Source organism: Pseudomonas sp. 910_21 (assembly GCF_052850735.1).
The window spans coordinates 119,112-142,967 of record NZ_VXCY01000004.1 but is presented as its reverse complement, the minus strand read 5'-3'; the positions used below and the strand labels follow the sequence as shown (position 1 = coordinate 142,967).

At 62.4% G+C, this 23,856-nt stretch carries 15 protein-coding genes; 10 read left to right on the top strand and 5 right to left on the bottom strand.

The genetic code is table 11. The features are described 5' to 3' along the window. Nucleotides 1-199 precede the first annotated feature (199 nt). The gene (locus FW796_RS14395) at nt 200-832 is read right to left on the bottom strand and encodes a TetR family transcriptional regulator (RefSeq protein ID WP_123723426.1); all 633 of its coding nucleotides are present in this window, start codon (nt 830-832) and stop codon (nt 200-202) included. A gap of 169 nt (nt 833-1,001) precedes the next feature. Continuing rightward, complete coding sequence (locus tag FW796_RS14390) at nt 1,002-1,469, bottom strand: hypothetical protein (RefSeq protein WP_404938137.1); 468 nt, start codon at nt 1,467-1,469, stop codon at nt 1,002-1,004. Nucleotides 1,470-1,853: 384 nt separating this feature from the next. Between FW796_RS14390 and FW796_RS14385 the strand changes: the two genes are divergently transcribed. Beyond that, nucleotides 1,854-3,929 carry an AsmA family protein gene (locus FW796_RS14385; protein ID WP_346634586.1) on the top strand — a complete coding sequence of 692 codons (2,076 nt, stop codon included), beginning with the start codon at nt 1,854-1,856 and terminating at the stop codon, nt 3,927-3,929. 66 nt (nt 3,930-3,995) lie between these two features. Here FW796_RS14385 and FW796_RS14380 read toward each other — a convergent pair whose 3' ends face one another. Together FW796_RS14380 and FW796_RS14375 are read right to left on the bottom strand one after the other, a co-directional pair. Then, complete coding sequence (locus FW796_RS14380) at nt 3,996-4,526, bottom strand: ferritin-like domain-containing protein (RefSeq protein ID WP_346634587.1); 531 nt, start codon at nt 4,524-4,526, stop codon at nt 3,996-3,998. 122 nt (nt 4,527-4,648) lie between these two features. Further along, nucleotides 4,649-5,572 carry a LysR substrate-binding domain-containing protein gene (locus FW796_RS14375; RefSeq protein ID WP_446439500.1) on the bottom strand — a complete coding sequence of 308 codons (924 nt, stop codon included), beginning with the start codon at nt 5,570-5,572 and terminating at the stop codon, nt 4,649-4,651. Between the two features lie 125 nt (nt 5,573-5,697). Between FW796_RS14375 and FW796_RS14370 the strand changes: the two genes are divergently transcribed. Together FW796_RS14370 and FW796_RS14365 are read left to right on the top strand one after the other, a co-directional pair. After that, entirely contained in the window at nt 5,698-6,336 is a 639-nt protein-coding gene (locus FW796_RS14370) for an FMN-dependent NADH-azoreductase (protein WP_446439499.1), read from the top strand. A gap of 169 nt (nt 6,337-6,505) precedes the next feature. Next, complete coding sequence (locus FW796_RS14365) at nt 6,506-7,396, top strand: esterase/lipase family protein (RefSeq protein WP_346634590.1); 891 nt, start codon at nt 6,506-6,508, stop codon at nt 7,394-7,396. A 3-nt stretch (nt 7,397-7,399) separates the two neighbouring features. Here the strand turns inward: FW796_RS14365 and FW796_RS14360 are convergent, their stop codons facing one another. Next, nucleotides 7,400-8,305, bottom strand: coding sequence for a DMT family transporter (locus FW796_RS14360; RefSeq protein ID WP_446439498.1), 906 nt, complete (start codon nt 8,303-8,305; stop codon nt 7,400-7,402). 96 nt (nt 8,306-8,401) lie between these two features. Between FW796_RS14360 and FW796_RS14355 the strand changes: the two genes are divergently transcribed. The 7 genes from FW796_RS14355 (at nt 8,402) to FW796_RS14325 (ending at nt 23,853) form a co-directional block, all read left to right on the top strand. Then, on the top strand, nt 8,402-9,190 hold the full coding sequence (locus FW796_RS14355) for an AraC family transcriptional regulator (protein WP_346634592.1): 789 nt from the start codon (nt 8,402-8,404) through the stop codon (nt 9,188-9,190). 71 nt (nt 9,191-9,261) lie between these two features. Further along, complete coding sequence (locus tag FW796_RS14350) at nt 9,262-9,561, top strand: PsiF family protein (RefSeq protein WP_025130517.1); 300 nt, start codon at nt 9,262-9,264, stop codon at nt 9,559-9,561. A 244-nt stretch (nt 9,562-9,805) separates the two neighbouring features. Beyond that, nucleotides 9,806-11,509: a ShlB/FhaC/HecB family hemolysin secretion/activation protein gene (locus tag FW796_RS14345; protein WP_446439497.1), complete on the top strand. Its 1,704-nt coding sequence runs from the start codon at nt 9,806-9,808 to the stop codon at nt 11,507-11,509. A 35-nt stretch (nt 11,510-11,544) separates the two neighbouring features. Beyond that, nucleotides 11,545-21,171: a hemagglutinin repeat-containing protein gene (locus FW796_RS14340; RefSeq protein ID WP_446439496.1), complete on the top strand. Its 9,627-nt coding sequence runs from the start codon at nt 11,545-11,547 to the stop codon at nt 21,169-21,171. After that, entirely contained in the window at nt 21,168-21,995 is an 828-nt protein-coding gene (locus tag FW796_RS14335) for a hypothetical protein (protein ID WP_402889997.1), read from the top strand. The genes FW796_RS14340 and FW796_RS14335 overlap by 4 nt, the downstream gene beginning before the upstream one ends. A gap of 72 nt (nt 21,996-22,067) precedes the next feature. After that, the gene (locus FW796_RS14330) at nt 22,068-22,529 is read left to right on the top strand and encodes a hypothetical protein (RefSeq protein ID WP_404938144.1); all 462 of its coding nucleotides are present in this window, start codon (nt 22,068-22,070) and stop codon (nt 22,527-22,529) included. 313 nt (nt 22,530-22,842) lie between these two features. Continuing rightward, a complete protein-coding gene (locus FW796_RS14325) occupies nt 22,843-23,853 on the top strand; it encodes an AI-2E family transporter (RefSeq protein ID WP_346634597.1) in 1,011 nt (336 codons plus the stop codon). Nucleotides 23,854-23,856 lie beyond the last annotated feature (3 nt).

The window sequence follows — 23,856 nt, the reverse complement described above, 5'->3', positions numbered from 1 at the left end:
GACACCGGAGCTGCGCCTGAAAAAGGGGCAAAACCTTGTTTTATCTTGTTACAAAATGGCGCGCTGAGCTGATTTATAGCACTGAGTTGGTGCGCTGGAAATAATTTTGCTGCAATCCGGTGCCGGGCCGACGAGCAGGCGCAAACGCACCGCCCAGAGCGGGGCACGCTGATTGATAGGGGGAGAGGGGCAGGCAGTGTTACTCGGTGCTGCCCAGGCCTTGCCAGTGCTTCAGGCCAATGAAGATGAAGCGCAACTGCTGGGTGATCTTCGCCTGTGGCGTCAGGTGTTCAGGCAGGGCCTGGGCCGGGGGATCAATGATGTCCGGCAGGGTGGCGAACACGCTCTTGACGATCAGGTCGGCCATGACGCCCAGGTCGGCGGCGTTCAGGTGCTGCAACTTGGGCATCAGGGTCAGGTCGGCAGCCAGGTCCGAACTGATGTTCTCGCGCAGGGTGGCGATGGCCTGGCGCACCGGCAGCGAGCCGCCGTATTGCTCACGGGCGAGAAACAGAAATTGCGCGCGCTTGGCTTCCACGACATCGAGGAAGATGCGCACCGAGGCGTCGATGATGCCGCCCATGACGAATTCGTTGTGGCGTACCAGGCGGATGGTTTCGCGGAAGGTCTGGCCGACCTCGCTGACCAGTTCCAGGCCCAGTTGGTCCATGTCGCTGAAGTGCCGGTAGAAGCCGGTGGGGACAATGCCGGCGGCTTTGGCCACTTCCCGCAGGCTCAGGCTGCCGAAACCACGACCACACTCCATCAGATGTCGGGCGGCATCCATCAGGGCATTGCGGGTCTGTTGCTTCTGTTCGGCGCGGGGCAGCATCGGCGGGTGAATTCTTTGCTCAATGGGAGCGGCGCACTCTAGCAAATCAACTTTGCCGGAGTCGAACTGGAGTCAGGCGAAGGCGCGAGGTGCAGCGGGGAAAATGCAGCGGCTATAAAAGTCAAAGCCCGATCCGGGGATCGGGCTTTTTTCCAGGGCCAGCATGGCCTCAGCTCGCTGCTTGATGACGTTCAGCCAGACGATCAGCACCGCCTTCGGCAACGGTCTGACCTTGAGGAGTGCGGCTGTAGCCGTCTTCAACCAGGCCTTTCTCTTCCAGGCGATCACGGCCGCCTTCAGCTACGTTCTGACCTTGTGGGGTGCGGTCGTAGCCGTCTTCGGCAACGTTCTGACCTTGTGGAGTACGGTCGTAGCCATCTTCGGCAACGTTCTGGCCTTGTGGGGTGCGATCATAGCCATCTTCGGCAACGCTCTGACCCTGCGGAGTGCGGTCGTATCCGTCGGCAGCGACTTTGTTGCGTTCGATCAGACGGTCCGAACCGCCTTCAGCCAGGGTCTGGGTGAATACGCTGTGGCTGGCCTTGACCTGCGGAGTGGCCTGTTCGGCGGCGGGCAGGGCGTAAGCGTTGGCGGCCAGGATGGATAAGGTCAGGCTCAGTAAGAGGTGGCGTTTCATGATGAGGTGCTCCTTGGGAGGGCGATAAATTGGGTACGGAGCTAATGTTACCGCCGCTAAATCGATATAAAAGTTCATAAACACAATGGTAATAATCAACGGAATTGATTGTTTGGTCGCGACGCTCTAGCACGGGCGTTTGCGTCGTTGGCTTTTGCACTGGGGTGGGTATTTTCGACCCATTCATGCTTCACGAAAGGGCGGAGGGAGGTAACACAAAGCTGCCTGATTGATCAGGAATCCGGGTTTTTTCGCCCGAACGAGCTCCCCGATTAAACCTGCGGGGGCTTTGTCAGTCGTAGTTTTCATGGCCGGTGATTTTCCATCGGCATTTCATCGATGCGTCGTGGTTTGGCGCTCAGTTGTCTTCAGGAGCCTCGTGCAATGACGCGCACTCGTAAAATCCTCGCCTGGTCCGTCGCCAGCCTGATCCTGCTACTGGCCGTGCTGGTGCTGGTGATCGCGTTCTTCGACTGGAACCGCATCAAGCCGACCCTCAACGCCAAGGTGTCCGAAGAGTTGCATCGGCCCTTCGCGATCAATGGTGACTTGTCCGTGGCCTGGCAGCGCGAACCCGACGAGGGTGGCTGGCGGGCCTGGGTGCCCTGGCCTCACGTAGTGGCTCAGGACCTGACCCTGGGCAACCCGGAGTGGTCCAAGGCGCCGCAGATGGTCAGCCTCAAGCGGGTCGAGTTGCGCATCTCGCCCCTGGCCCTGTTGGCCCAGCGAGTCAGCATCCCGCGTATCGATCTCACCGAGCCCGATGCCGCGCTGCAGCGGCTGGCGGACGGTCGCGCCAACTGGACCTTCAAGTTCGACCCGAAGGACCCCGAGGCCGAGCCTTCCAACTGGACGGTGGACATCGGCGCCATCGGTTTCGACAAGGGCCATGTGACCCTGGACGACCAGAGCCTGAAAACCCAGCTTGATCTGCAGGTAGAGCTGCTCGGCAAACCCATTCCCTTCAGCGACATAGTCGGTGAGAGCGAAGCGAAGAAAATCAGTGAAAAAGGCGCCGAGGCCCAGGCCTATGCCTTCGCCCTCAAGGTCAAGGGCCAGTACCACGGGCAGAAGCTGGCCGGCACCGGCAAGATCGGCGGCTTGCTGGCCCTGCAGGACGGGCGCAAGCCGTTTCCATTGCAGGCCCAGGCGCAGATCGGCGACACCAAGGTGGAACTGCGTGGCAGCCTCACCGACCCGCTGAACCTCGGCGCCCTGGACCTGCGCCTTAAATTGGCGGGCACCAGCCTGGGTAATCTCTATCCGCTGACCGGGGTGACCCTGCCGGACTCGCCGCCCTACGCCACCGACGGCCACCTGACCGCCAAGCTCCACGACCCGGCGGGTGCGACCTTCACCTACCAGGACTTCAACGGCAAGATCGGCGACAGCGATATCCACGGCAACCTGACCTACGTGGCCAGCCAGCCGCGACCCAAGCTCAGCGGTGCATTGGTCTCCAACCAGTTGCTGATGAGCGACCTGGCGCCGCTGATTGGTGCCGACTCCAACGCCAAGCAGAAGGCCCGGGGTGGCGAGAGCAAGCAACCGGCGGACAAGGTGCTGCCGGTGGAGGAGTTCCGCACCGAGCGCTGGGGTGACATGGACGCCGATGTGGAGTTCACCGGCAAGCGCATTGTCCACAGCGCCGAGTTGCCGTTCACCGATCTCTACACGCACTTGGTGCTCAACGACGGCCAGCTCAGCCTGGAGCCCCTGCGCTTCGGCGTGGCCGGGGGCAAGCTGGACGCCCAGGTGCGCCTCAATGGTCACACCACGCCGCTGGAAGGCCGGGCCAGGCTGACGGCGCGCAACTTCAAGCTCAAGCAACTGTTCCCCACCTTCGAGCCGATGAAGACCAGCTTCGGCGAGCTCAACGGCGATGCCGACATCACCGGGCGCGGCAACTCGGTGGCAGCCTTGCTGGGCAGCGCCAACGGCGACCTGAAGATGTTGATCAATGATGGCGCCATCAGCCGCAGCCTGATGGAAATCGCCGGGCTCAATGTCGGCAACTATGTGATTGGCAAGATGTTTGGCGACAAGGAAGTGAAGATCAATTGCGCCGCTGCCGACTTTGGCATCAAGAGCGGTCTGGCTACATCACGGCTGTTCGTCTTCGACACGGAGAACGCCATCATCTACATCGATGGCACCGCCAATATGGCCTCCGAGCAACTGGACCTGACCATCACGCCGGAGTCCAAGGGCTTGCGTCTGTTCTCCCTGCGTTCACCGCTTTATGTGCAGGGCAAGTTCATCAAGCCCAGTGCCGGGGTCAAGGCGGTGCCGCTGGTGCTGCGCGGTGCCGGGATGGTGGCGCTGGGGCTGATCGCCGGGCCGGCGGCGGGCTTGCTGGCGCTGGTGGCGCCCAGCGGTGACGAGCCCAATCAGTGCGCGCCGCTGCTGCAGCAAATGCGCTCGGGCAAGGCACCGGTGACGGTCAAACCGAGCAAGTAAGAGGGGCAGGGGCTTCGCCGGCGAGCCCGCTCCTGCGCTAGGCAGAGGCGGGCTTGGAAGAGCGCGTTACAGGTCGTTGAGGATGTCCGCCATGTCGTCGGCGTGTTCCTCTTCCTGGGCCAGGATCTCTTCGAACAGACGGCGAGTGGTGGGGTCCTTGTCGCCGATGTACTGGATGATCTCGCGGTAGCTGTCGATGGCGATTCGTTCGGCCACCAGGTCCTCGTAGACCATTTCCCTCAGAGTATTGCCGGCCACGTACTGGGCGTGGGAGTGCTTGGACAGCAGGTCCGGGTTGAACTCCGGCTCGCCGCCGAGCTGGACGATCCGCTCCGCCAGCTTGTCGGCGTGTTCGGCTTCCTGGGTGGCGTGTTCGAGGAACTCATCGGCTGCCACGCTGGCCTTGAGGCCGCTGGCCATGAAGTAGTGGCGCTTGTAGCGCAAGACACACACCAGCTCGGTGGCCAACGATTCGTTGAGCAGCCGCAGCACCTCCTCGCGATCGGCGTTGTAGCCCTCGGTCACGGCACCGTTTTCCACGTGTTGGCGGGCCCGTTCGCGCAGGGTGTTCACATCAGATAAGTGCTTGTCGCTCATGTCGATCTCCTGGAGGCTAATCCGTTTTGCGTCAGGCTCTGTCGACCTGATCACTACCTGAGTTGTGAGTCCCGGGCGCAGCAAAAAGTTTTATCGGATGTGCCCGATGGTCTGCGCCGGGGTCAGCTGCGGACCAGGGGTGGATGCCCGGCCAGCAGCGCTTCCTGTTGCAGCCACTGGAGGAAGGCCCGCACCGGTGGATGCCGCTCCCGTCCCGGCACGCACAGGGCGCTGTAGCCCGCGCCATCCACCTGGACCTCCGGCCGATAGGCCTGCAGCAGGCCGTTGGCCACGCTCTGGGACACCAGAATGTTGCTCGCCAGCACCAGGCCCTGGCCGGCAATGGCGGCTTGCAGGGCGTACTGTTCCTCGTCGTAGGAACGGATCTGCGGCTGAGCGTCGAGCCAGTTTTCCCCGGCCTGGGCACACCAGGCCTGCCAGCCATCGGCATACAACCTGGAGTTGCGCCAATGCACGCTGATCAGGGACGGTGGCTGCTGCCGGACCAGGGCCACCTGCTGCGGCGCGCCATAGACCGCAAAGCGCTCGTCGAACAGACACAGGCCATGGAGATTCAGGTAGCCGTCCTGGCTGTAGCGGATCGCGACATCAATGCTGGCGTCCTGTTGCAGGTCCACCACCTCGCACTGAGTGTCCAGGCGCAGGTTGATGCCAGGGTGCCGAGCGTAGAAGCGCCCCAGGCGCGGCACCAGCCACAGGGCGGCGAAGGCCGCAGTGGTGGACACGGTCAACTGCGCGGCGCTGGGACTGGGGCGCAGGGTATCGACGCTCTGGGCCACATCCAGCAGAGCGCCATGCAGGCTGTGGAACAGTCGGCGGCCGGACTCCGTCAGGCGTACCTGACGGGGCAGGCGTTCGAACAGTGGCACCCCCAACCAGTGTTCCAGGCTGCGGATCTGGTGGGACACCGCCGTGGGGGTTACCGACAGATCCTCGGCAGCTGCCTTGAAGCTCAGCAGCCGCGCGGCGGACTCGAAGGTGCGCAGTGCGGTAAGGGGCAGGTGGGCGAACATGATGGGCTCCATGGATGAATGCAGTTCATCCAAGTGAATTTTTAGTCATTTGTTGGTGAGTCGCGGTGGCTCTAGCTTTAACGCGGAATAGGGCCGACTTCAAGGCCGTTTCAGCCAATCCGTACACGAGAAATCAGATGAGCACAATTCTTGCGATTCACGGCAGCCCACGAGGCGAGCGCTCCTACAGTCGGCGTCTGGCCGATGACTTTCTACATGCCTGGCAACAGGCCAATCCCGAGTCAATCCTGACCCGGCGCGAAGTTGGGCGGGGCTCCTTGCCCCATGTCAGCGAAGCCTTTATCGCGGCGGCGTTTTATCCACAACCCGAGGCTCGACCGCTATCGATGCAGGCCGATCTGGCCTTGAGTGACGAGCTGGTAAGCGAGTTGCTCGGCCATCAGCGCCTGGTGATCTCGGCGCCGATGCACAACTTCAGCGTGCCCAGCGGGATCAAGGCCTGGGTCGATCACATCGTGCGTCTGGGGCTGACCTTCAACACCCTGCAGGACAACGGCGTGGCCCAGTATCAGCCCTTGGTGCAGGGCAAGAAGGTGTTGATCGTCACCAGTCGTGGCGGTGGCGGCTTTGGTCCGGGGGGCGAGCATGAGGCGATGAACCATGCGGACCGCTGGTTGCGCACGGCGCTGGGTTTTATCGGTATCGAGGACATTACCGTGGTCGCGGCGGAAGGCGAGGAGTCGGCGCCCGAGCGTTTCGCGGGCTCCTGCGGCGAAGCTCAGCAGCGCCTGCTGGCGCTGGCGCAGGGTTTCTGAGGCGGCGCCATGGCCTGGATGCTCCTGCTGCCGGCGGCGGCCTGCGAGGGCAGGTTCGCCATGGGCTGTCATCGGTTTGTCGCCAAAGCGTCACGGGGGCTGACGACGGCCTTGGTTATGGTCTAGCTTTCAGCCAGCCCCGCTGCCTTCGCACAAGGATGTCCCCCGCATGTCCCAAGAGCTTGCCACGCGTTACCCCCTGGTACTGGTGCCCGGCATGCTCGGCTTTGTCCGCCTGCTGTTGTATCCCTACTGGTACGGCATCATTCCAGCCTTGCGCCAGGGTGGGGCCCAGGTGTTTGCGATACAGGTGTCGCCGCTCAACTCCAGCGAGGTGCGCGGCGAACAGCTGCTGGCCCAGGTCCAACGGATCATGGCTCAGACCGGTGCCGCCCGGGTCAACCTGATCGGCCACAGCCAGGGCGCGCTCACCGCCCGTTATGCGGCGGCCAAACGCCCGGACTGGGTCGCCTCCGTGACTTCGGTGGCAGGCCCTAACCACGGTTCCGAACTGGCGGATTACCTGGCACGGCATTCCCCGGCACACAGCCTCAAGGGACGTGTCCTGAGCTGGCTGTTGCGGGGCATCTCGGCCTTGATGACGCTGCTGGAAACCGGTTATCGCGGGCCGAAACTGCCAGTGGATATCCACGCCTCGCATCAGTCCCTGACCACCGAGGGCGTGGCCCTGTTCAACCGCCAATACCCTCAAGGGTTACCGTCCACCTGGGGTGGCCAGGGCGCGGAAGAGGTTGGTGGCGTGCGTTACTACTCCTGGTCCGGCATTTTGCAGCCGGGCAAGACCAATCGTGGACGCAACCTGTTCGACGGCACCAACCGCAGTTGCCGCCTGTTCGCCCGCACCTTCGTCCGCGAAGCCGGCCAGTGCGACGGCATGGTCGGGCGCTACAGCTCGCACCTGGGGCAGGTCATCGGCGACGACTACCCTCTGGACCACTTCGATATCGTCAATCAATCCCTGGGGCTGGTGGGCAAGGGCGCCGAACCGATCCGTCTGTTCGTCGAACATGCCCGACGCCTCAAGGCCGCCAACCTTTGACCCTCATTGTTGCCCTGTAGCCGCCGGCTTGCCGGCGACCGGCCCCAGCACCGTGGTCCAGCGCTCCGAAAGAACCACCCCGCCCAAGGTCAACAACCCCCCCACCAGATGGAACCAGGCCAGCTGCTCATGCAGCACCACCGCTGCAATCAGCGCCGTGATCAACGGCAGCAGATTGAAAAACAGCGTGGTCCGGCTTGGTCCCAGGCGCACCACCGCCTGCATCCAGGCCAGGGGCGCCAGCATCGAAGCCAGCAGGCAGGCATAGAGCACCAGCGGAATGTTCTGCAGGGTCGGGCCGACCTTCGGCGAAGCCAGGAACAACGGCAGCAGCACCAGCACGGCCACCAGCACCTGCAGGTACAGCAGCACCAGCGGCGGCAGGCGCAGTTGCCACTTTTTCAGCAAGGTGCTGTAGATCGCATAGGCCAGGGTGGCAATCAGCATCATCGCGTCCCCTAGGTTGACCCCGTGTTGCAGCAGCGCGGCGAGGCTGCCGGAAGACACCACCACCAGCACCCCGGCAAAGGACAGCACGGCGCCCACCAGGGCTCCCGCGGTCAGGCGCTGGCCCAGGGCGGCGATGGCCATGGCCAGGGACATCAGCGGCATCAGCGAGAGGATGATGCCCATGTTGGTGGCCGAGGTCAGGCTGGCGGCGAAGTAGGCCAGACTCTGGTACACCGCCATGCCCAGCACACCGAGAATGGCGATGCGCCAGAGGTTGGGGCGGATCTCGGGCCAGTGCTTGATCACCGGCTTGAGCATGAACGGGGTGAACAGCAGGCCCGCCAGCAGCCAGCGGTAGAAACCGATCTCGGCAGGGAAGATCGCGCCCACGGCGAGTTTATTGATCACGGTATTGCCGGCCCAGATAAAGATGGCCAGCAGTGGATAAGCGTATTGCATGGAAACAACCAGAAAGTTGATGAGGGCTGATTATCCTCCTGTCCGGATCAATGCCTATACTGCGAACCGGACAACCAGCCCCGACATCCGGACAGCATGAGCAAAAAACACATCGACCTCCTGGATTTTCACGGCCTCCCTGCGCCGGTGTACTTCCGCTACGCCGACTTTGCCGCCCACAGCCATGCCCTGGAGCACCGGCATCCCTGGGGCTGTCTGGAGTATTCGGCCCACGGCGTGATGCACATGGACATTGCCGGCCAGCGCTTCATGTCGCCGCCGCAGTACGCGGTCTGGGTGCCGCCGCAGACCGCCCACAGCTTCTATACCTCGCAACCGATCAACTACCGGGCGGTGCTGCTGGCGCCGGAACTGTGCACGGATCTGCCGGAGCAGGGCAGCACCCTGGCCATCAGCGAGATTCTCAAGGCGATCCTCAAGGACTTCGCCGCCCGGGATGTGCAGATCCCGGAGGGCGAGGCCGACCAACGTCTGGCCCAGGTGGCGCTGGACCAACTGCGCCAGGCTCCGGTGCATAACTGTTACCTGCCCTATGCCCGCAACCCCGAGCTGTTGCGGGTGCTCCAGGCCCTGCAGGCCGAGCCGGGCAACCATCAGCCCCTGGCCCACTGGGCGCAGCAGGCCCATGTCAGCGAACGGACCCTGGCCCGGCAGTTCGTGCGCGAGCTGGGCATGAGCTTCGGTGAATGGCGCCAGCGTCAGCGCTTCCTCGCGGCCATCGAGGCCCTGGAAAGCACCCGCAGCGTCCAGGAAATCGCCTTCGACATGGGCTACAGCACTGCCTCGGCGTTTATCGCGATGTTCCAGCGCCAGGCCGGTTGCACCCCCGAGCAATACCGCCGGGCCGGCCTGCAGAACAGATGAAGGTGTAACAGGCTTTGTCTACACTGCGCAGGAGGCCGTGCCCGTCGGTACGGTGACCAGGAGAAAACTCCATGAAGATGTTGCGTATCCCTTTGTTGATGGTGGGCCTGCTGCTCTGCTCCCAAGGTTTTGCCGCCACTGCCCAGCAAAACAAGATGACCACCTGTAACGCCGAGGCCACCGCCAAGACCCTCAAGGGCGACGAGCGCAAGGCCTTCATGAGCACCTGCCTCAAGGCGGCTCCGGCGGCTGCAGCGACACCTTCCACCCCCCAGGAAAGAATGAAATCGTGCAACGCCACGGCCACCACCCAGGCCCTCAAGGGCGATGCGCGCAAGGCGTTCATGAGTGATTGCCTGAAGAAAAAGTGAGCCTGAATCGATGGGACCAAGGTATCTGGGCGGGTACAGGGCCTTGGTTCGCATCGGTTTTTACGGATTTAGAATCATAAAAACTATTTAATTTCAATGAGATAAATCTGAAAGTTACCGCTCGTCGCTTTTTTTTTATGTCATAAATTTTACATTTAGACTTTATCCCCTTCGAAAACAGGTGCTGGGATGCACTGCGCGGCCGCTCTAGTACCGGCGTCTGCGACTCAAGGGAATGGAAGGCATGTCGCGTTTTGGCTGTTGCAGGCCTGTAGTAGCGTTTTGTGCTTTATTTGGCTCGTTTGCCCTCAGCGCTGCGCCGCTGCAGACCCCGGGTGACCGTGATCTGATCCGCGATCGCCAGCAGCAATTGCTGCAAGACCAGCAGAAACGTCTGGACGAGCTCCAGCAGTTGCCTGGCAAGACCCTGCCCCCCGCTCCCGCCGAGCAACCTGGCGAGCAGCGCTGTTTCACCATCAAGACCGTGGTCCTCAAAGGCGCCGAACACCTCTCGGCGGTCGATCAGGAGCGCCTGGTGGCGCCCTATCGCGACCAGTGCCTGTCGGTGGCGCAGATCAACACCCTGCTCAAGGCCATTACCCACCACTACCTGCAACAGGGCTATGTCACCACCCGCGCCTATCTGCCTGCCCAGGAGCTGGCGTCGGGGCAATTGATCATCGTCATCGTCGAAGGTCGCCTGGAAAGCCTGGACAGCTCGGCGCTGGCCAGTTCCCGGGAGCTGGCCATGGCCTTTCCCGGCACCACCGGCGAAGTGCTCAACCTGCGGGAGCTGGAGCAGTTGGTGGACCAGCTCAGCCGCCTGCCTTCGCGCCAGGTCGAGTTGGAGCTGTCCCCGGGGGAGAAACTGGGTGACAGCCGTGTCGGGCTCAAGGGCCAGCGCTCGAAGCCGTGGCACGGGTCGGCAACCCGCAACAACAGCGGCGACAAAAGCACCGGCGAGCAGCAGATGGGCGTCGGCCTGGACTGGGATAGCCCCCTGGGGCTGGCGGACCAGTTGAGCCTGCGGGCCAACCAGGATGCGGTCAGCGATCGCTGGCGCCATTCCGACAACCAGAGCCTGTACTACAGCCTGCCCTGGGGTTGGTGGACCTTCAATTACTCCTACAGCCAGAGCTACTACCGCACCCGCAATGACAGCACCGGCTTCGACTTCAGCATGGACGGCGAGAGCAAGAACCAGCAACTGCGGGCCGAGCGGGTGCTGCACCGCGACAACCTGAGCAAGACCGGCATGAGCCTGGGGCTGAGCCACTTGCGCACACGCAACTACATCGACGACAACCTGATCGATGTTTCCAGCAACCGGATCACCGAAACCCAGCTGGGCTTCAACCACGGGCGGCGCATCGGCAATGCCCTGGTCAACGCCGACATCGGCTGGCAGCAGGGCGTCGGCGCCCTGGACGCCCAGGGCAGCGGCAATCCCCACGGCAGCGAGCCGGTATCGCGCTACAACAAGTACAGCCTGACCCTGAGCTACCTGCAGCCCTTTCGCCTGTGGAACGAGAACTTCAGTTTCGACAGCCTGGCCACCGGCCAGCGCAGCGAGGACGTGCTCTTCAGCCCCCAGCGCATCAGCCTTGGCGGGCTCAATTCGGTGCGTGGTTTCCAGGACCAGACCCTCTCCGGCAACAGCGGCGGCTACTGGCGCAACCAGCTGCGCTGGCGCCGTGCCGTGACTTGGCAGGCGCTGCAACCCTTTGTCCAGGAATACGGCCTGGCCTTTGCCTATGACGTTGGGGTGATCAAGGCCGATCGCTACAACCATGACGCCAAGGGGCGCATGAGTGGCAACGCCATCGAACTCAACGCCCGTGGCCAGTACCTGGCCGCGTCAGTCAGCTTCGCGCGCTCCCTGGAGCGACCGGACATTATCGAGAAGCGAGAGCATCCGGTGTACTTCCGAGTAGACCTGTTCTTCTGACCCGACCCAAACGCTAGTGGATGGATGATTCGTATATGGACGTACGCAAGCCCTTTGCCCAATGCATTGCCCTGTCGTTGTCGGGGATCCTGTTTCTCAATCCGATCGTCAGTGTCGCCGCCGGCCTGACCCTGGACCCGGCCGCCGGGGGCAATGCCACCATCGGCGCGGCGGGCAACGGCGTACCCATTGTCAACATCAACGCGGCCAATGGCAGCGGCTTGTCCCACAACAAGTTCAGCGAATACAACGTCGGCAGCAACGGCCTGATCCTCAACAACGCCACCGGCTCGACCCAGAGCACCCAGCTGGGCGGCTACATCCTCGGCAACCCCAATCTCAAGGGGCAGGCGGCGCAGGTCATCCTCAACGAAGTCACCGGCAGCAATCGCAGCAAGCTGGCGGGGTACACCGAGGTGGCCGGGCAGGCCGCCCGGGTGATCGTCGCCAACCCCCATGGCATTACCTGCAACGGCTGCGGTTTCATCAACACCCCGCGCGCCACCCTGACCACCGGCAAGCCGATTATCGAGGGCCAGAAGCTCGATCGCTTCCAGGTCGATGGCGGCGACATCAGCATTGAAGGTGCCGGCCTCAACGCCAGCAATATCGATCAGTTCGACCTGATCACCCGCAGCACCAAGCTCAACGCCAACCTGTATGCCAAGAACCTCAACGTCATCACCGGGCGCAACGACGTCAAGGCCGATGACCTGAGCGTCACGGCCCGGGAAGCCGATGCCAGTGCCAAGCCGGAACTGGCCATCGACAGTGCGGCCCTGGGAGGCATGTACGCCGGGGCCATCCGCCTGGTGGGCACGGAGAAGGGCGTGGGCGTGAACATGTCGGGGGAGATGGCGGCCAGCACCGGCGACATCCAGATCGATGCCAACGGCAAGGTCACGGTGGCCGGCATGGGCGCCAATCAGGCGATCGCGATCAAGGCCCAGAGCATCGACCTCAAGGGCAAGGCTTATGCCGGGACCGAAGCGACCCTGCAGGCCAAGGAACAGATCGAGGTCCGCACCAGTCTGGCGGCGCGGGATCAGGTGCGGGTGGTGGACGCCGGGCAACTGGTCAACCACGGCATCATCGAGGCCGGGGTCAACAGCGACAACAGCCGCAACGATCAAGGCGTGGTCAAGCTGAACGCCGACAACCTGGAAAACCGCGGCGATGTGCTGGCCAGCCGCACTCTGCAACTGACCGCACGGCAGACTCTGAACAACCAGAACGGAGTGATCCAGGGGCCCAAGGTCGAGGTCAAGGCTGCACGCCTGGTCAACCAGGGCGGGCAGGCCCGCGTGCTGGCGAACAATGAGCTGGTGCTCACCACCCCGGCCATCGCCAATCTGGGCGGCCTGATCCGCTTTGGCGACCGGCAGACCGCCACCCTGAGCCTGGACAGCCTGAACAACAATGGTGGGCGCCTGGAAGTGGCGGGTGCCGACCTGACCCTCAACGCTCGTGAGATCAGTAACCAGAAGGGCTCGATGATCGCCGACAAGGTGGCGATCAGCGCCGAGCGCTTGGACAACCAGCAGGGCCTGATCGGGTCCAGTCAGGGCAGCGCCACCTTCAAGATCAGCGAGCAGTTGAACAACAACGGCGGCCAGCTCCAGGCCCAGACCCTGCTGGAAACCCAGGGTGGGGAGTTGCTCAATCAGGGCGGCAAGCTGCTGGCGGACCAGATCAAAGTGACCGGCAAGCGCCTGGACAACAGCCAGAAGGGCCTGATCAGCGCCGAGCAGGGCGCGCTGCAAGTGAGCCTTGATCAGGACCTGATCAATGCCGGTGGCAAGCTGCAGGCCACTTCGCTCCTGAACCTCAAGGCCGGCAGCGTGGACAACCGCGGCGGCACCCTGATCGCCCCGCAACTGATCCTCGACAGCGGCGGCAAGCTCGGCAACCAGGGCGGCACCCTCACCGCCGACGAACTGGAGCTGCATACCGCGGACATCGACAACCAGGGCGGCCTGCTGCAAGGCAAGAACCACCTGCTGCTGGACGCCCGGGACCTGGCGAACAACCAGGGTCAGGTCATCGGTAATGTGCTGACCGCCAACCTCGACAGCCTCAGCCAGAACCAGGCCGGGGTGTTGAGCGCCGAGACCGGCAAGCTCACGCTGACGGTCAAGCAGCACCTGAACAACGCCCTGGGCCACCTGCAGGCCAAGACGGGCGACGTGCAGATCGTCTCGGGCAGCCTGAACAACCAGGGCGGAGTCGTGGTGGGCAATCACTTGCTGCTGACCAACACCGGTCTGCTGGATAACCGTGGCGGGCAATTGGCCGGTGATCGGCTGACCGTCAGCACCCAACGTCTGGACAACCAGGCGTCGGGCCTGCTGGCGGCCGGCAGCGATGGCCTGCAGTTGACGTTGACGGCCGACGGCGTGGCAGCGGGGCAATTGCTCAACAGCCAGGGGCGCCTGCAAAGCGACGGGCATCTGCAGATCAACGGCGGTCAATTGAACAACAGTGGCGGTGTGCTGCTGGGCCGCAGCGTCGGGCTCGATGCCGCCGGTCTCGACAACAGCGCCAAGGGCGCGGTGGTGGCCAGTCAGGGTGGGCTGGATCTGAAGCTCAACCACGGCGCACTGAACAACAACGCCGGGGTCATCGACGCCGGTGAACAGGCGCTGCGAGTGACCCAGGGCGGGCAGTTGGACAACCTGGGCGGCACCCTCAAGGGCCAGCGTCTGGAGGTTGAGGGCGCAGCCCTGGATAACCGCCAGGGACAACTGCTGGCCGGCAGCGACGGTTTGAATCTGGTGGCCGGCGGCCTGAACAACGTTCAAGGGATGATCCTGGCCAAGGACAGCCACGGCGAAGTGGCGCTGGGCCAAGGCACCCTGGATAACCGTGGAGGCACCCTTCAGGGCGCGACCCTGGGGATCACCGCAGGGGCTGTGGATAACAGTGCCCTGAACGGCAAGTCCGGACTGATCAGCAGTCAGGCCGGAGCGCTCAAACTGGTGGTCGATCGCCTCACCAACCAGGCGGGCAAGCTCTACGCCAATGGCCTGCTCAGCAGCACCGGGCAGACCCTGGACAACCGCTTTGGCGGTGAAGTCAGCGCCCGGCAGCTAGACCTTAACGTTGCGGCCAACCTCTACAACCAGGGCGGGCTGGTGGAGTCGGGCAACTCACTGCTGCTGGTGGGCGGCAACCTGGACAACAGCGCCGGGGGCCGGGTGCGGGCGGTGGGTGGCGAGCAAAGCCGGATCACCCTGGGCGGCGGGCTGAACAACCAGGGCGGTACCCTGGCCCTGGGCTCCAGCGCCTTTGCCCTGAATGCCGGACAACTGAACAACATCGGCGGCGGTATCGAGCACGCCGGCGGCGGCCTGTTCAAACTGGACCTGGGGGCGCTGTCCGGCTTCCAGGGACGGATCACCGGCCTGGGCCATGGCGACTGGGATGTCGCTGCCGTGGATCGCAGCGGCCTGATGCAACTCAACGGTACGCTGGACCTGAGCACCGGGAGCGACCTCAACCTGAGTGCCGGTGACCGCATCGCCAGCGCCAGCGGCCTGCGTGTGGGTGCGGCGACCCTGAACAACGCCGGGGAACTGGCCAGCGACGGTTACCTGACCCTGGACCTGGGGGGCAACCTGAACAACAGCGGACTGCTGTCATCCCGGGGCAAACTCACGGTGGGTGCTGGCGACCTCAACCAGTACGGCGGGCGCCTGGCCAGTGGCGGTGACACCGAACTCAACCTGCGCGGCACCCTGGACAACCTGGGACGCCTGATCGCCAGCCAGAACCTCTATGTGTCCGCAGCACAGATCAACAACCGCGGTACCCTCGGGGCCCTGGGGCAGATGCAACTGCGCTCCGGCAACGGTATCACCACCTCGGCCGACACCCTGATCTACAGCGGCGGCGACATGCTGCTGCGAGGCAACGGCCTGGCCAACAGCTACGGTGATATCTACAGCGCCGGCAACCTCAGCTTCGCCGCCCTCGACGGCGGCCGTGCGGTCCTGCTGAGCAACCGCTCCGGGACCATCGAAAGCCAGGGAGATATGAACCTCAATGTGGCGACCCTGGTCAACGCCATGGACAAATATGCCGTCAGTGAGAGCATTGCCCGGCGCAATATCACGATCAATTGCACCGACTGCTCAGGCAAGCACCACTCGGGGGTCTACACCGTCAACACCACCTATCAAAACACCATGGGCGAGCACTCCGCCGCCGCGCGACTGGTGTCCAACCGTGACCTGACCATCAATGCCGATACGGTGGAGAACCAGCTGAGCCTGATCGCCGCCAACCGTGATGCCTTTGTCACCGCCAACAACTTCTACAACCGCGGCCTGACCCTGGATCAGCGGGTCGAGGCCATCAACTACACATTGTCCTGGGTGAAAAAAAGCGCCTACCGTTTTGCCGAGCGTGAGACCAGGGCCTGGAACGCGCGCAACAGCGGACGTGCGCCGGACCAGCAAGACCCACTGCCGGCAGCGGTGCTGCAGTACCCGTCTTCGGTTGGCAGCAACGTGATCCTTCCAGGTACACAGACCGGCTATAGCGCCACCTTGCAGGCTGGAGAGCGTCTGCACCTGCAAGTCAGCGGCAACCTGGAAAACGGCACCCTGAGCGAGCAGGCCCGTGCCCAGCTCACCGGGCAGCAGTTGCAGAACAGCCTTGCCCAGGTGGGCGGGCAGGCCATCACCGTCAACGCGCAAAGCACCGCGGCTGCGGCGCAAGTGGCCAAGGACGTGCAGCGTATCGAGCGGGTCGCGGCGGATGGCACGACCCAAGTCAGCTTCGTGCCGGTGGACTTCTCCGGCGTGCCTTTCGCGGCTGTCGATCCCACTTCGTTGTCGAGCTACAGAGTTCCCCAGGGGGAATACGGCCTGTTCATCAAGAGTCAGAACCCTCAGGGTCGCTACCTGATCGAAACCAACCCGACCTTCACCGACCTCTCGCGCTTCATGAGCTCGGACTACATGCTCGGGCACTTGAACTACAACACCGACCAGACCTGGCGTCGCCTGGGCGACGGCCTGTATGAAACCCGCTTGATTCGCGACGCGGTATTGGCCCAGACCGGGCAGCGCTTCCTGGCTTCGGGGCTGACCAGCGACTATGACCAGTATCGTTACCTGATGGATAACGCCATCGCTTCCAAGGACCGCTTGAACCTCAGCGTCGGGGTGTCTCTCACACCCGCGCAAGTGGCTTCGTTGACCCATGACATCGTGTGGATGGAGACCCGCGAGGTACAGGGCGAGAAGGTTCTGGTACCGGTGCTTTACCTGGCCCAGGCCGAGACCCGCAACTTGCGCGGCGGCAGCCTGGTGCAGGGACGGGACATGACCCTGATCGCCGGTGGCGACCTGAGCAACGTCGGCACCCTGCGCGCCAGCAACGACTTGAGCGTCAATGCGGGTGGCAATCTGTACCAGGGCGGTTTGATCGAGGCCAATGAGCGCGTCAGCCTGATGGCCCAGGACAGTGTGCGCAATGCCCTGGCCGGGGAGATTCGCGGCAACCAGGTCAGCGTCTCGGCGATCAAGGGCGACATCCTCAATGACCGCACGGCGGTAGCTGTGGCCTATGGCGCAGGTACCCGGACCGTTCTTGACCAGGGAGGTCAGATCAGTGCGCGCCAGCAGCTTGATCTGAGTGCCGGACGCGACCTGACCAACAAGGGCCAGATCGCCAGCGGCGGTGATGCCAAGCTCAGCGCCGGTCGCGACATCGACCTGCTGGCGGTGCAGGACCATACCTTTACCCAGAACGCTATCCGTCGCGGCCTGGTGACCAATGACACGGTGCAGACCCTGGGCTCCAGCGTGACCACTGGCGGCAATCTCGAGCTCAAGGCCGGACGCGACCTGGCCGTGGTCGCGAGCAACGTCAGTGCCGGGCATGACCTGTCGCTGGGGGCGGAGCGCGATATGGTCATCGCCTCGGCCCAGGACGAACAGTCCTCGACTTTCTATCAGAAGAAGAAAGGCTCTTGGGGTAAAAGCAAAACCACCCGCAGCGCCGACTCCTCTACCACCAACGTGGCCTCGCAAATCAGCGCTGGGCACGACCTGATGGTCAACGTCAGCCAGGACAAGGACGGCCGCATCAGCCTCAACGGCGGGCGCGATGTCACCGTGGTCGGCAGCGAGCTCAAGGCCGGCAACGACCTGCTGGTGGGCGCCACCCGGGACGTTAGCCTGGTATCGGCCCAGGAGCAGCACGACAGCTCCTACAGCCAGAAAAAGAAAGGCAGCTTTGGCCTGAACAAAAGCGGCAAAAGCCGCACCTCCAGCAGCACCACCCAGGTGGGCAGCGAGCTGAGTGCCGGCAATGACGCGGTGGTGATCGCCGGGACCAACGTCAACCTTTCGGCCAGTTCCATCGAAGCCAAGCGCGATGCCGAAGTGCGCGCCGGGCTGATCGACAAGAACGGCGACATCAACCTGATGGACGCTGCCAACACTTCCAGCAGCCAGAGCGACAAGTACAAGAGCAAGGTGGGGCTTTCCAGTTCCGGCACCTTTATCTCCGTGGCTTCGTCGAAAAAATCGGGGCAGGAAAACCAGCAAAGCCAGAGTGTTGGCAGTGTGGTCAGCGGCGGGCGTGATGCGACCCTGCAATCGGCGCGAGACGTGAACCTGATTGGCAGTACCGTGGCTGCCGGGGGCGACTTGAATGTCGGCGCCGGACGCGACGTCAACATCCTGGCCGGGAGCAACAGCCAGGACCAGAGCAACTGGAAAAGCCAGAGCCGTACCGGGCTCTCCCTGGAAAGCGACCGTAATGGCCTGACCGCATTTCTCGGGCGCGAAGGGCTCAAGGACAAGTCGCGCAATGCCGAACAGACCGCGGCACCGAGCCTGCTGCTTGCCGGGCAGGATGTGACGATCAAGGCGGGGCGTGATCTGGCACAGGGCGGCTCTTCGGTGGATGCCGGACGGGATGTCAACCTGCAGGCCGGACGCAACATCATTCTCGACGCCGCGCGCGAAGAGAGTCTTGAGGAACGCAGCAAGAGTCGTGATCGCAACGGCTTGACCGTCAACGTCAGTCACAACTTCGGCAATACCATGGATGCCCTGAAAGGTACCGGCAAGGGGGATGACAACGTCAGCAAGGCTTCCAGCGTGCTGAGCACCATTGACTCGATCAACCAGTTCACCTCCGGGCCCACCGCCGCCACTCACTTGGGCTCGGCCAGCCAAACTAACAGCTCACGCACAGAGACCCAGTCCAACCGGCCTTCGACGTTCACCGCCGGGCGCGATATCAGCGCCATTGCCGGCAACGAACTGGTCTCCCGGGGTACACAGTTCGATGCCGGCCGTGACATCAATCTGCTGGGCAAGAATGTCACGCTGGACGTGGCCCATGGCGCAGTGAGCGGGGAAAGCAAGACCACCCGCAGCCAGGGTGGTATCAACGGCCAGAGCGGTGGCGGCAGTGCCCGAGCCGGCGTCGGTGGCAGCCGTGGGGAAGCCACCGAGAGCTTCAACCAGGGCACCAGCACGCCGACAGTGATGCTGGCCGGCCGGGATGTGAATCTCAAGGCTGAGAACAACCTGTCGCTGATCGGCACCCAGGTGCATACCGGCCGTGATATCGACCTGGCGGCAGGCAATAACCTGGAAATCCGTGCCGCGCAGAACGACTCCAGCAGCGACTCCAACCGCCGCAGTGGCGGTGGCGAAGTGGGCGTGGCGATAGGCGGCAAGGACTTCATATCGGTCTACGCCAGTGTCGACATGGGCAAGGGCAAGCTCGATCGGGAAGGGCTGCAACAACAGAACGCCCATCTCAACGCAGGCGAGCAACTGCGCTTCAGCAGCGGCAAGGACACGACCATCGCCGGAGCAACCTTGCGTGGCGACGAAGTCATCGGGCGAGTGGGCGGAGACCTGACTGTCTCCTCGGTACCGGACACCGGCAAGGTCAGCGGCAAGCAGTCAGACCTCAGTGTGACCGTGAGTATCGGCCTCGGCGGCGGTGGCAGTGTCAGCGGCTCGGCAGGTGTCGGCAAAACCACCGGCAAGACCAACTGGGTGCAGGAGCAGACCAGTGTTACCGGCAAGAGTGGCGTGGACATTCGCACCGAGGATCACACTCAGATCGATGGTGCGCTGATCGCCGCCGACAACGGCAAGCTCAAGCTGGACACCAACACCCTGGGCTTTCGGGATATCGCCGGCCAGGACAAGGAGCACAGTTACTACCTCAATGTTGGCGGCACTTTTGGCTGGAGCGGCGGTGATGGGGCCAAGTCCACTGGCGGCAAGGATGTGGCTTTCACCACCGACAAGAGCCTGGCGGGCAAGGGCACCAGCGGGACATCGGGGTGGAGTGTCAGTGGCTATGACTACCGCAAGGAGCGTGAGCAGGAAGTACGCGCCACCGTGGGCGCCGGGACCGTCACTGTACGCAACGACGCCAAGACTGGTGTGGACTCCACTGCGGGTTTGAATCGTGATGTGTCAGAGGCGTACACCATCACCAAGGACAAGGAGAAACGCACTGACCTGTATGTCAGCCAGTCTTCCCTTGAGGCGGTGGGTAGTCCAATCCAGACCCTGAACAAGTGGAAGAAGGGGATGGAGAACTATGGCAAGAACACCACTGCGCTGTTCGACCTGTTTGGTGACCTGGATGCCGAGAGTCGCAAACAGTTGGCCGACAACCCGTTGCTGGCGCCGTTGGCCTGGATACCGGCGCTGATGAATGGGGCGATGGACAAGGCCTCGGATTATACCTTCGGTACTTTCCCCGGGGTGGAGTCCAAAGGCGGTGCACTGGCGCAGGCACTTATCACCGTAATCCGCGGAGACGGGATACTTTTTGCGAAAACCACAGTTTACAAGACTGAAAATGGCCAGACCGTGATCAAGGATGGTAAGCCGATCGTTGATCCGGACAAGTCCTCCACAAGCCTGATCGAGGCCCTTGAAAAGTCAGGTGTCCTCACGATCAACGGGATTCAGAACTCGTTGGATGAGGGTGGTGTTAACGGTTCGATGCAGGGTGGTGTGACGGAATACGTGCACTTCTATAACCCGGCACATGGCCTGGTGGGGGATCTGATCGAGTCTCTTTGGGATGAGACTATCGGTTACATCATTCCTTCGGGTATCTCCCGTCAGTTGCATGATGTGATGGACGATGGAATCAAGAAGGGTTATGTCATCAGTCCTGTTGCCCACAGCCAGGGGGTGTTGATCCTGATGCAAGCAATGGGCGGATTGAATTTTCAGGTGAAGGATGACGCAGGAGGCATTGGTGGTGTGCAAGCGTCGGGTGGACCTGTGGGGGCCAAGGAGTTTTACGATGCGGCCATGAAAGCGGGCTTCGACGAGAGGGATATTGCCTTCCAGATCAACCGTCCTGAAGGTCAGACGGTGTTTTTTGGTTTGTTGCCCAAGACAGATACAGTGCCAGACTTGCTGGGTTTCAACTACAGGAACTCTGACAAACCAGTGAGCCTCTTTGTCGGATCTCTCTTTAGTCTCGGCTCACTCTTTGATCCACCCACCAGTGCACATTCCAACTACTTATGTGTGAACCAGAAAATCTGCGGCGGCACGACCAGCCCAGTGCAGACGGATTTCAAAAAGCAGAAGGATCTGTACATAGTGCCAACCCTGATCGATAAAAATGGTAGAGCGGAGCTCTTCAAGTGATTCTGAAGTGGCTGGCGGTCTCAACCAGTGTGCTGGTTTTGGTCGGCTGTATCGGCTCCTCGCAGGAGTATGACAACAAGACCATGCAAACCCGATTGCTGTGCAAGATCGGGACTGAGCGTGTGACCGTTAGCCCGCGTCTTTCCTATGATCTTCCGGCCCCATTTCGTAACGCGGCATGCCCTTCACTGGTGGCGGACTTCGTATATCGAAAAGAGTCGGGCTCGGTCTCGGTGACGATCCCTTCAGTGATCAACTACGGCAACGTGCAAGCCCATTCGACTTCCGCTTCAATGTCGATCAATAGCTATCTGGGCGGCACCTTGTTTTATCCAATGGACAAGTTCCTTGAGCCCCGGCTGGCTTACATGGCGCTACCCGGAACCCAACGCCCGCCAAACAGTGTGGAGAAGCGTCAGGTCCACGGCTTTGCCTGTTATCGGTTCTACCGCGTGAACGATTTGCCCGCGGTAGGCATACAAGGCGATGAAGTCGAGTACTGGTGCTGGGAGAAACAAAGTGGCCTGTCGATACCCTTTTATGTCAGTGCCAGCCAGAGTGGCAAAGTCGGTGAGCCAAGGGGCGATCTTGATCAACTCTATATCGAACCACTGTTTCGCAGTTTGACCATCCACCCTTTACCCGCTTCGACACTGGCCGACATTCGTGCAAAAAACGCAGCCGCCTGCGCCTATGCCAAATCCCGGTTTGACCAGAATCTGCCCTGGGGTGATGACTATCCGGACAAGCGCCTGGCGTTGACCCGCCTACACTACTGCGGCTACGACGTGCCGCTGCCCGATCTCAAGGCGCCTTCACCTTGAACCTTCGGGCCTGTTCCAAGGGGAGGCGTTTGCTGCCAAGCCCGTCAGCCAACAGTGCATAAGGAGATGGAGATGAAAAGCTGGACATGGATTGCGATGCTGCTGGCCTTGGCTGGTTGTGCGGCGCAGCCGGTATCCAAGGACCATGACCAGGTCCTGTCTGAGGTCGCTGATGTGGTGCAGAGGGACAGCGGTGGCTCAGGTGAGCGTCAGGATCTGCAACTGCTTGTCACGCAGATCAACAGCCATGGGCAGCTTCCCGATCGTCTAGTGATTGTGGCCGGCGGGGGTGTTGAACGCTTCAATGTGCGTGACATGTTCGCCAAGGTTTCCCAAAGCCCCAACGGCAGGTTCCTGATGTTCGGGGCCAACCCGGCACTGGACAAGGCGATTGTCGGTGGCGCACTGAGTGATCAGCGCTTTCCTCGGGTCTGGCTGTTCTTTGTTGGCGAACCTGAGCAAGAGCAGGAGATGCGGAGCATCGTCGAAGCCGCGGGCATCAGGTATTCGTTTATCAGCAAATACAAAGAGTGAAAGTGTTTGGGTATATCTGCGGCGCTACAGGGATTGCCCTGGTCTGTGGTTGTCCGGGGGATCAGCGGCTGCACGGCGCCCTCTCTGCTTTACGAAAACCAGCGCCTGGACTCTCGCCTGCACTACTGCGGCTATGACGTGCCGCTGCCGGCCCCTTCAGCCCCGCTGCCTCAGGCCAGAACAGACTGAACCTTCGCCTGTCACAACACTCAAGTACCCTGTAAGCCCATGCCCTTGGGGCGCCTGCCACTATTCCTCCGGGGTGAAGGCTGGCAGACTGCCGGTCTTTTCCCGCTGTTTGTCTTGAGGCTATATGCCAGCGTTTTCACAGCGTCATCTGTTGTTCATCAGTTGGATCATCATCTTTGGCGGCCTGCTGCTGGCCTTGCCGTTGCGGCTGCTGCCGAGCCTGCTGGCGGGGCTGTTGGTGTTCGAGCTGGTCAATATGCTCACTCCACAACTGCAGCGGCTGATCGAGGGCCGGCGTGCGCGTTGGCTGGCGGTGGCGCTGCTTGGCACGTTGGTGGTCAGTCTGCTGACCCTGCTGTTCGCCGGGGCCATCAGTTTCCTGCTGCATGAAGCGGAGAATCCCGGCGCCTCGCTGGGCAAGTTCATGGTGGTGGTGGACAAGGCCCGTGGCCAATTGCCGCCGTTCCTCGATTCCTACCTGCCGGCCAGTGCCGCCGAGTTCCAGGCCGCCATCGGCGCCTGGGCCAGCAAGCACCTGAGCGAGTTGCAACTGGTGGGCAAGGACGCGGCGCACATGTTCGTGACCTTGCTCATCGGCATGGTCCTGGGGGCCATCATCGCCCTGCAGCGCATCCCCGACCTGACCAAGCGCAAGCCCCTGGCGGCGGCGCTGTTCGACCGCCTGCACCTGCTGGTCCAGGCGTTTCGCAACATCGTCTTCGCGCAGATCAAGATCTCCCTGCTCAACACCTTCTTCACCGGGGTCTTTCTGGCGCTGATCCTACCGCTGTTCGGGGTCAAGCTGCCGCTGACCAAGACTCTGATCGTGCTGACCTTCCTGCTGGGCCTGCTGCCGGTGATCGGCAACCTGATTTCCAACACCCTGATCACCATCGTCGGCCTGTCGCTGTCGATCTGGGTGGCGGTTGCGGCCCTGGGTTACCTGATCTTTATCCACAAGCTGGAATACTTCCTCAACGCGCGGATCGTTGGCGGGCAGATCAGTGCCAAGTCCTGGGAGCTGTTGCTGGCGATGCTGGTGTTCGAGGCGGCGTTCGGCCTGCCCGGGGTGGTGGCGGGGCCGATCTATTACGCCTATCTGAAGAGCGAGTTGAAGCTGGCGGGGCTGGTCTGAGTC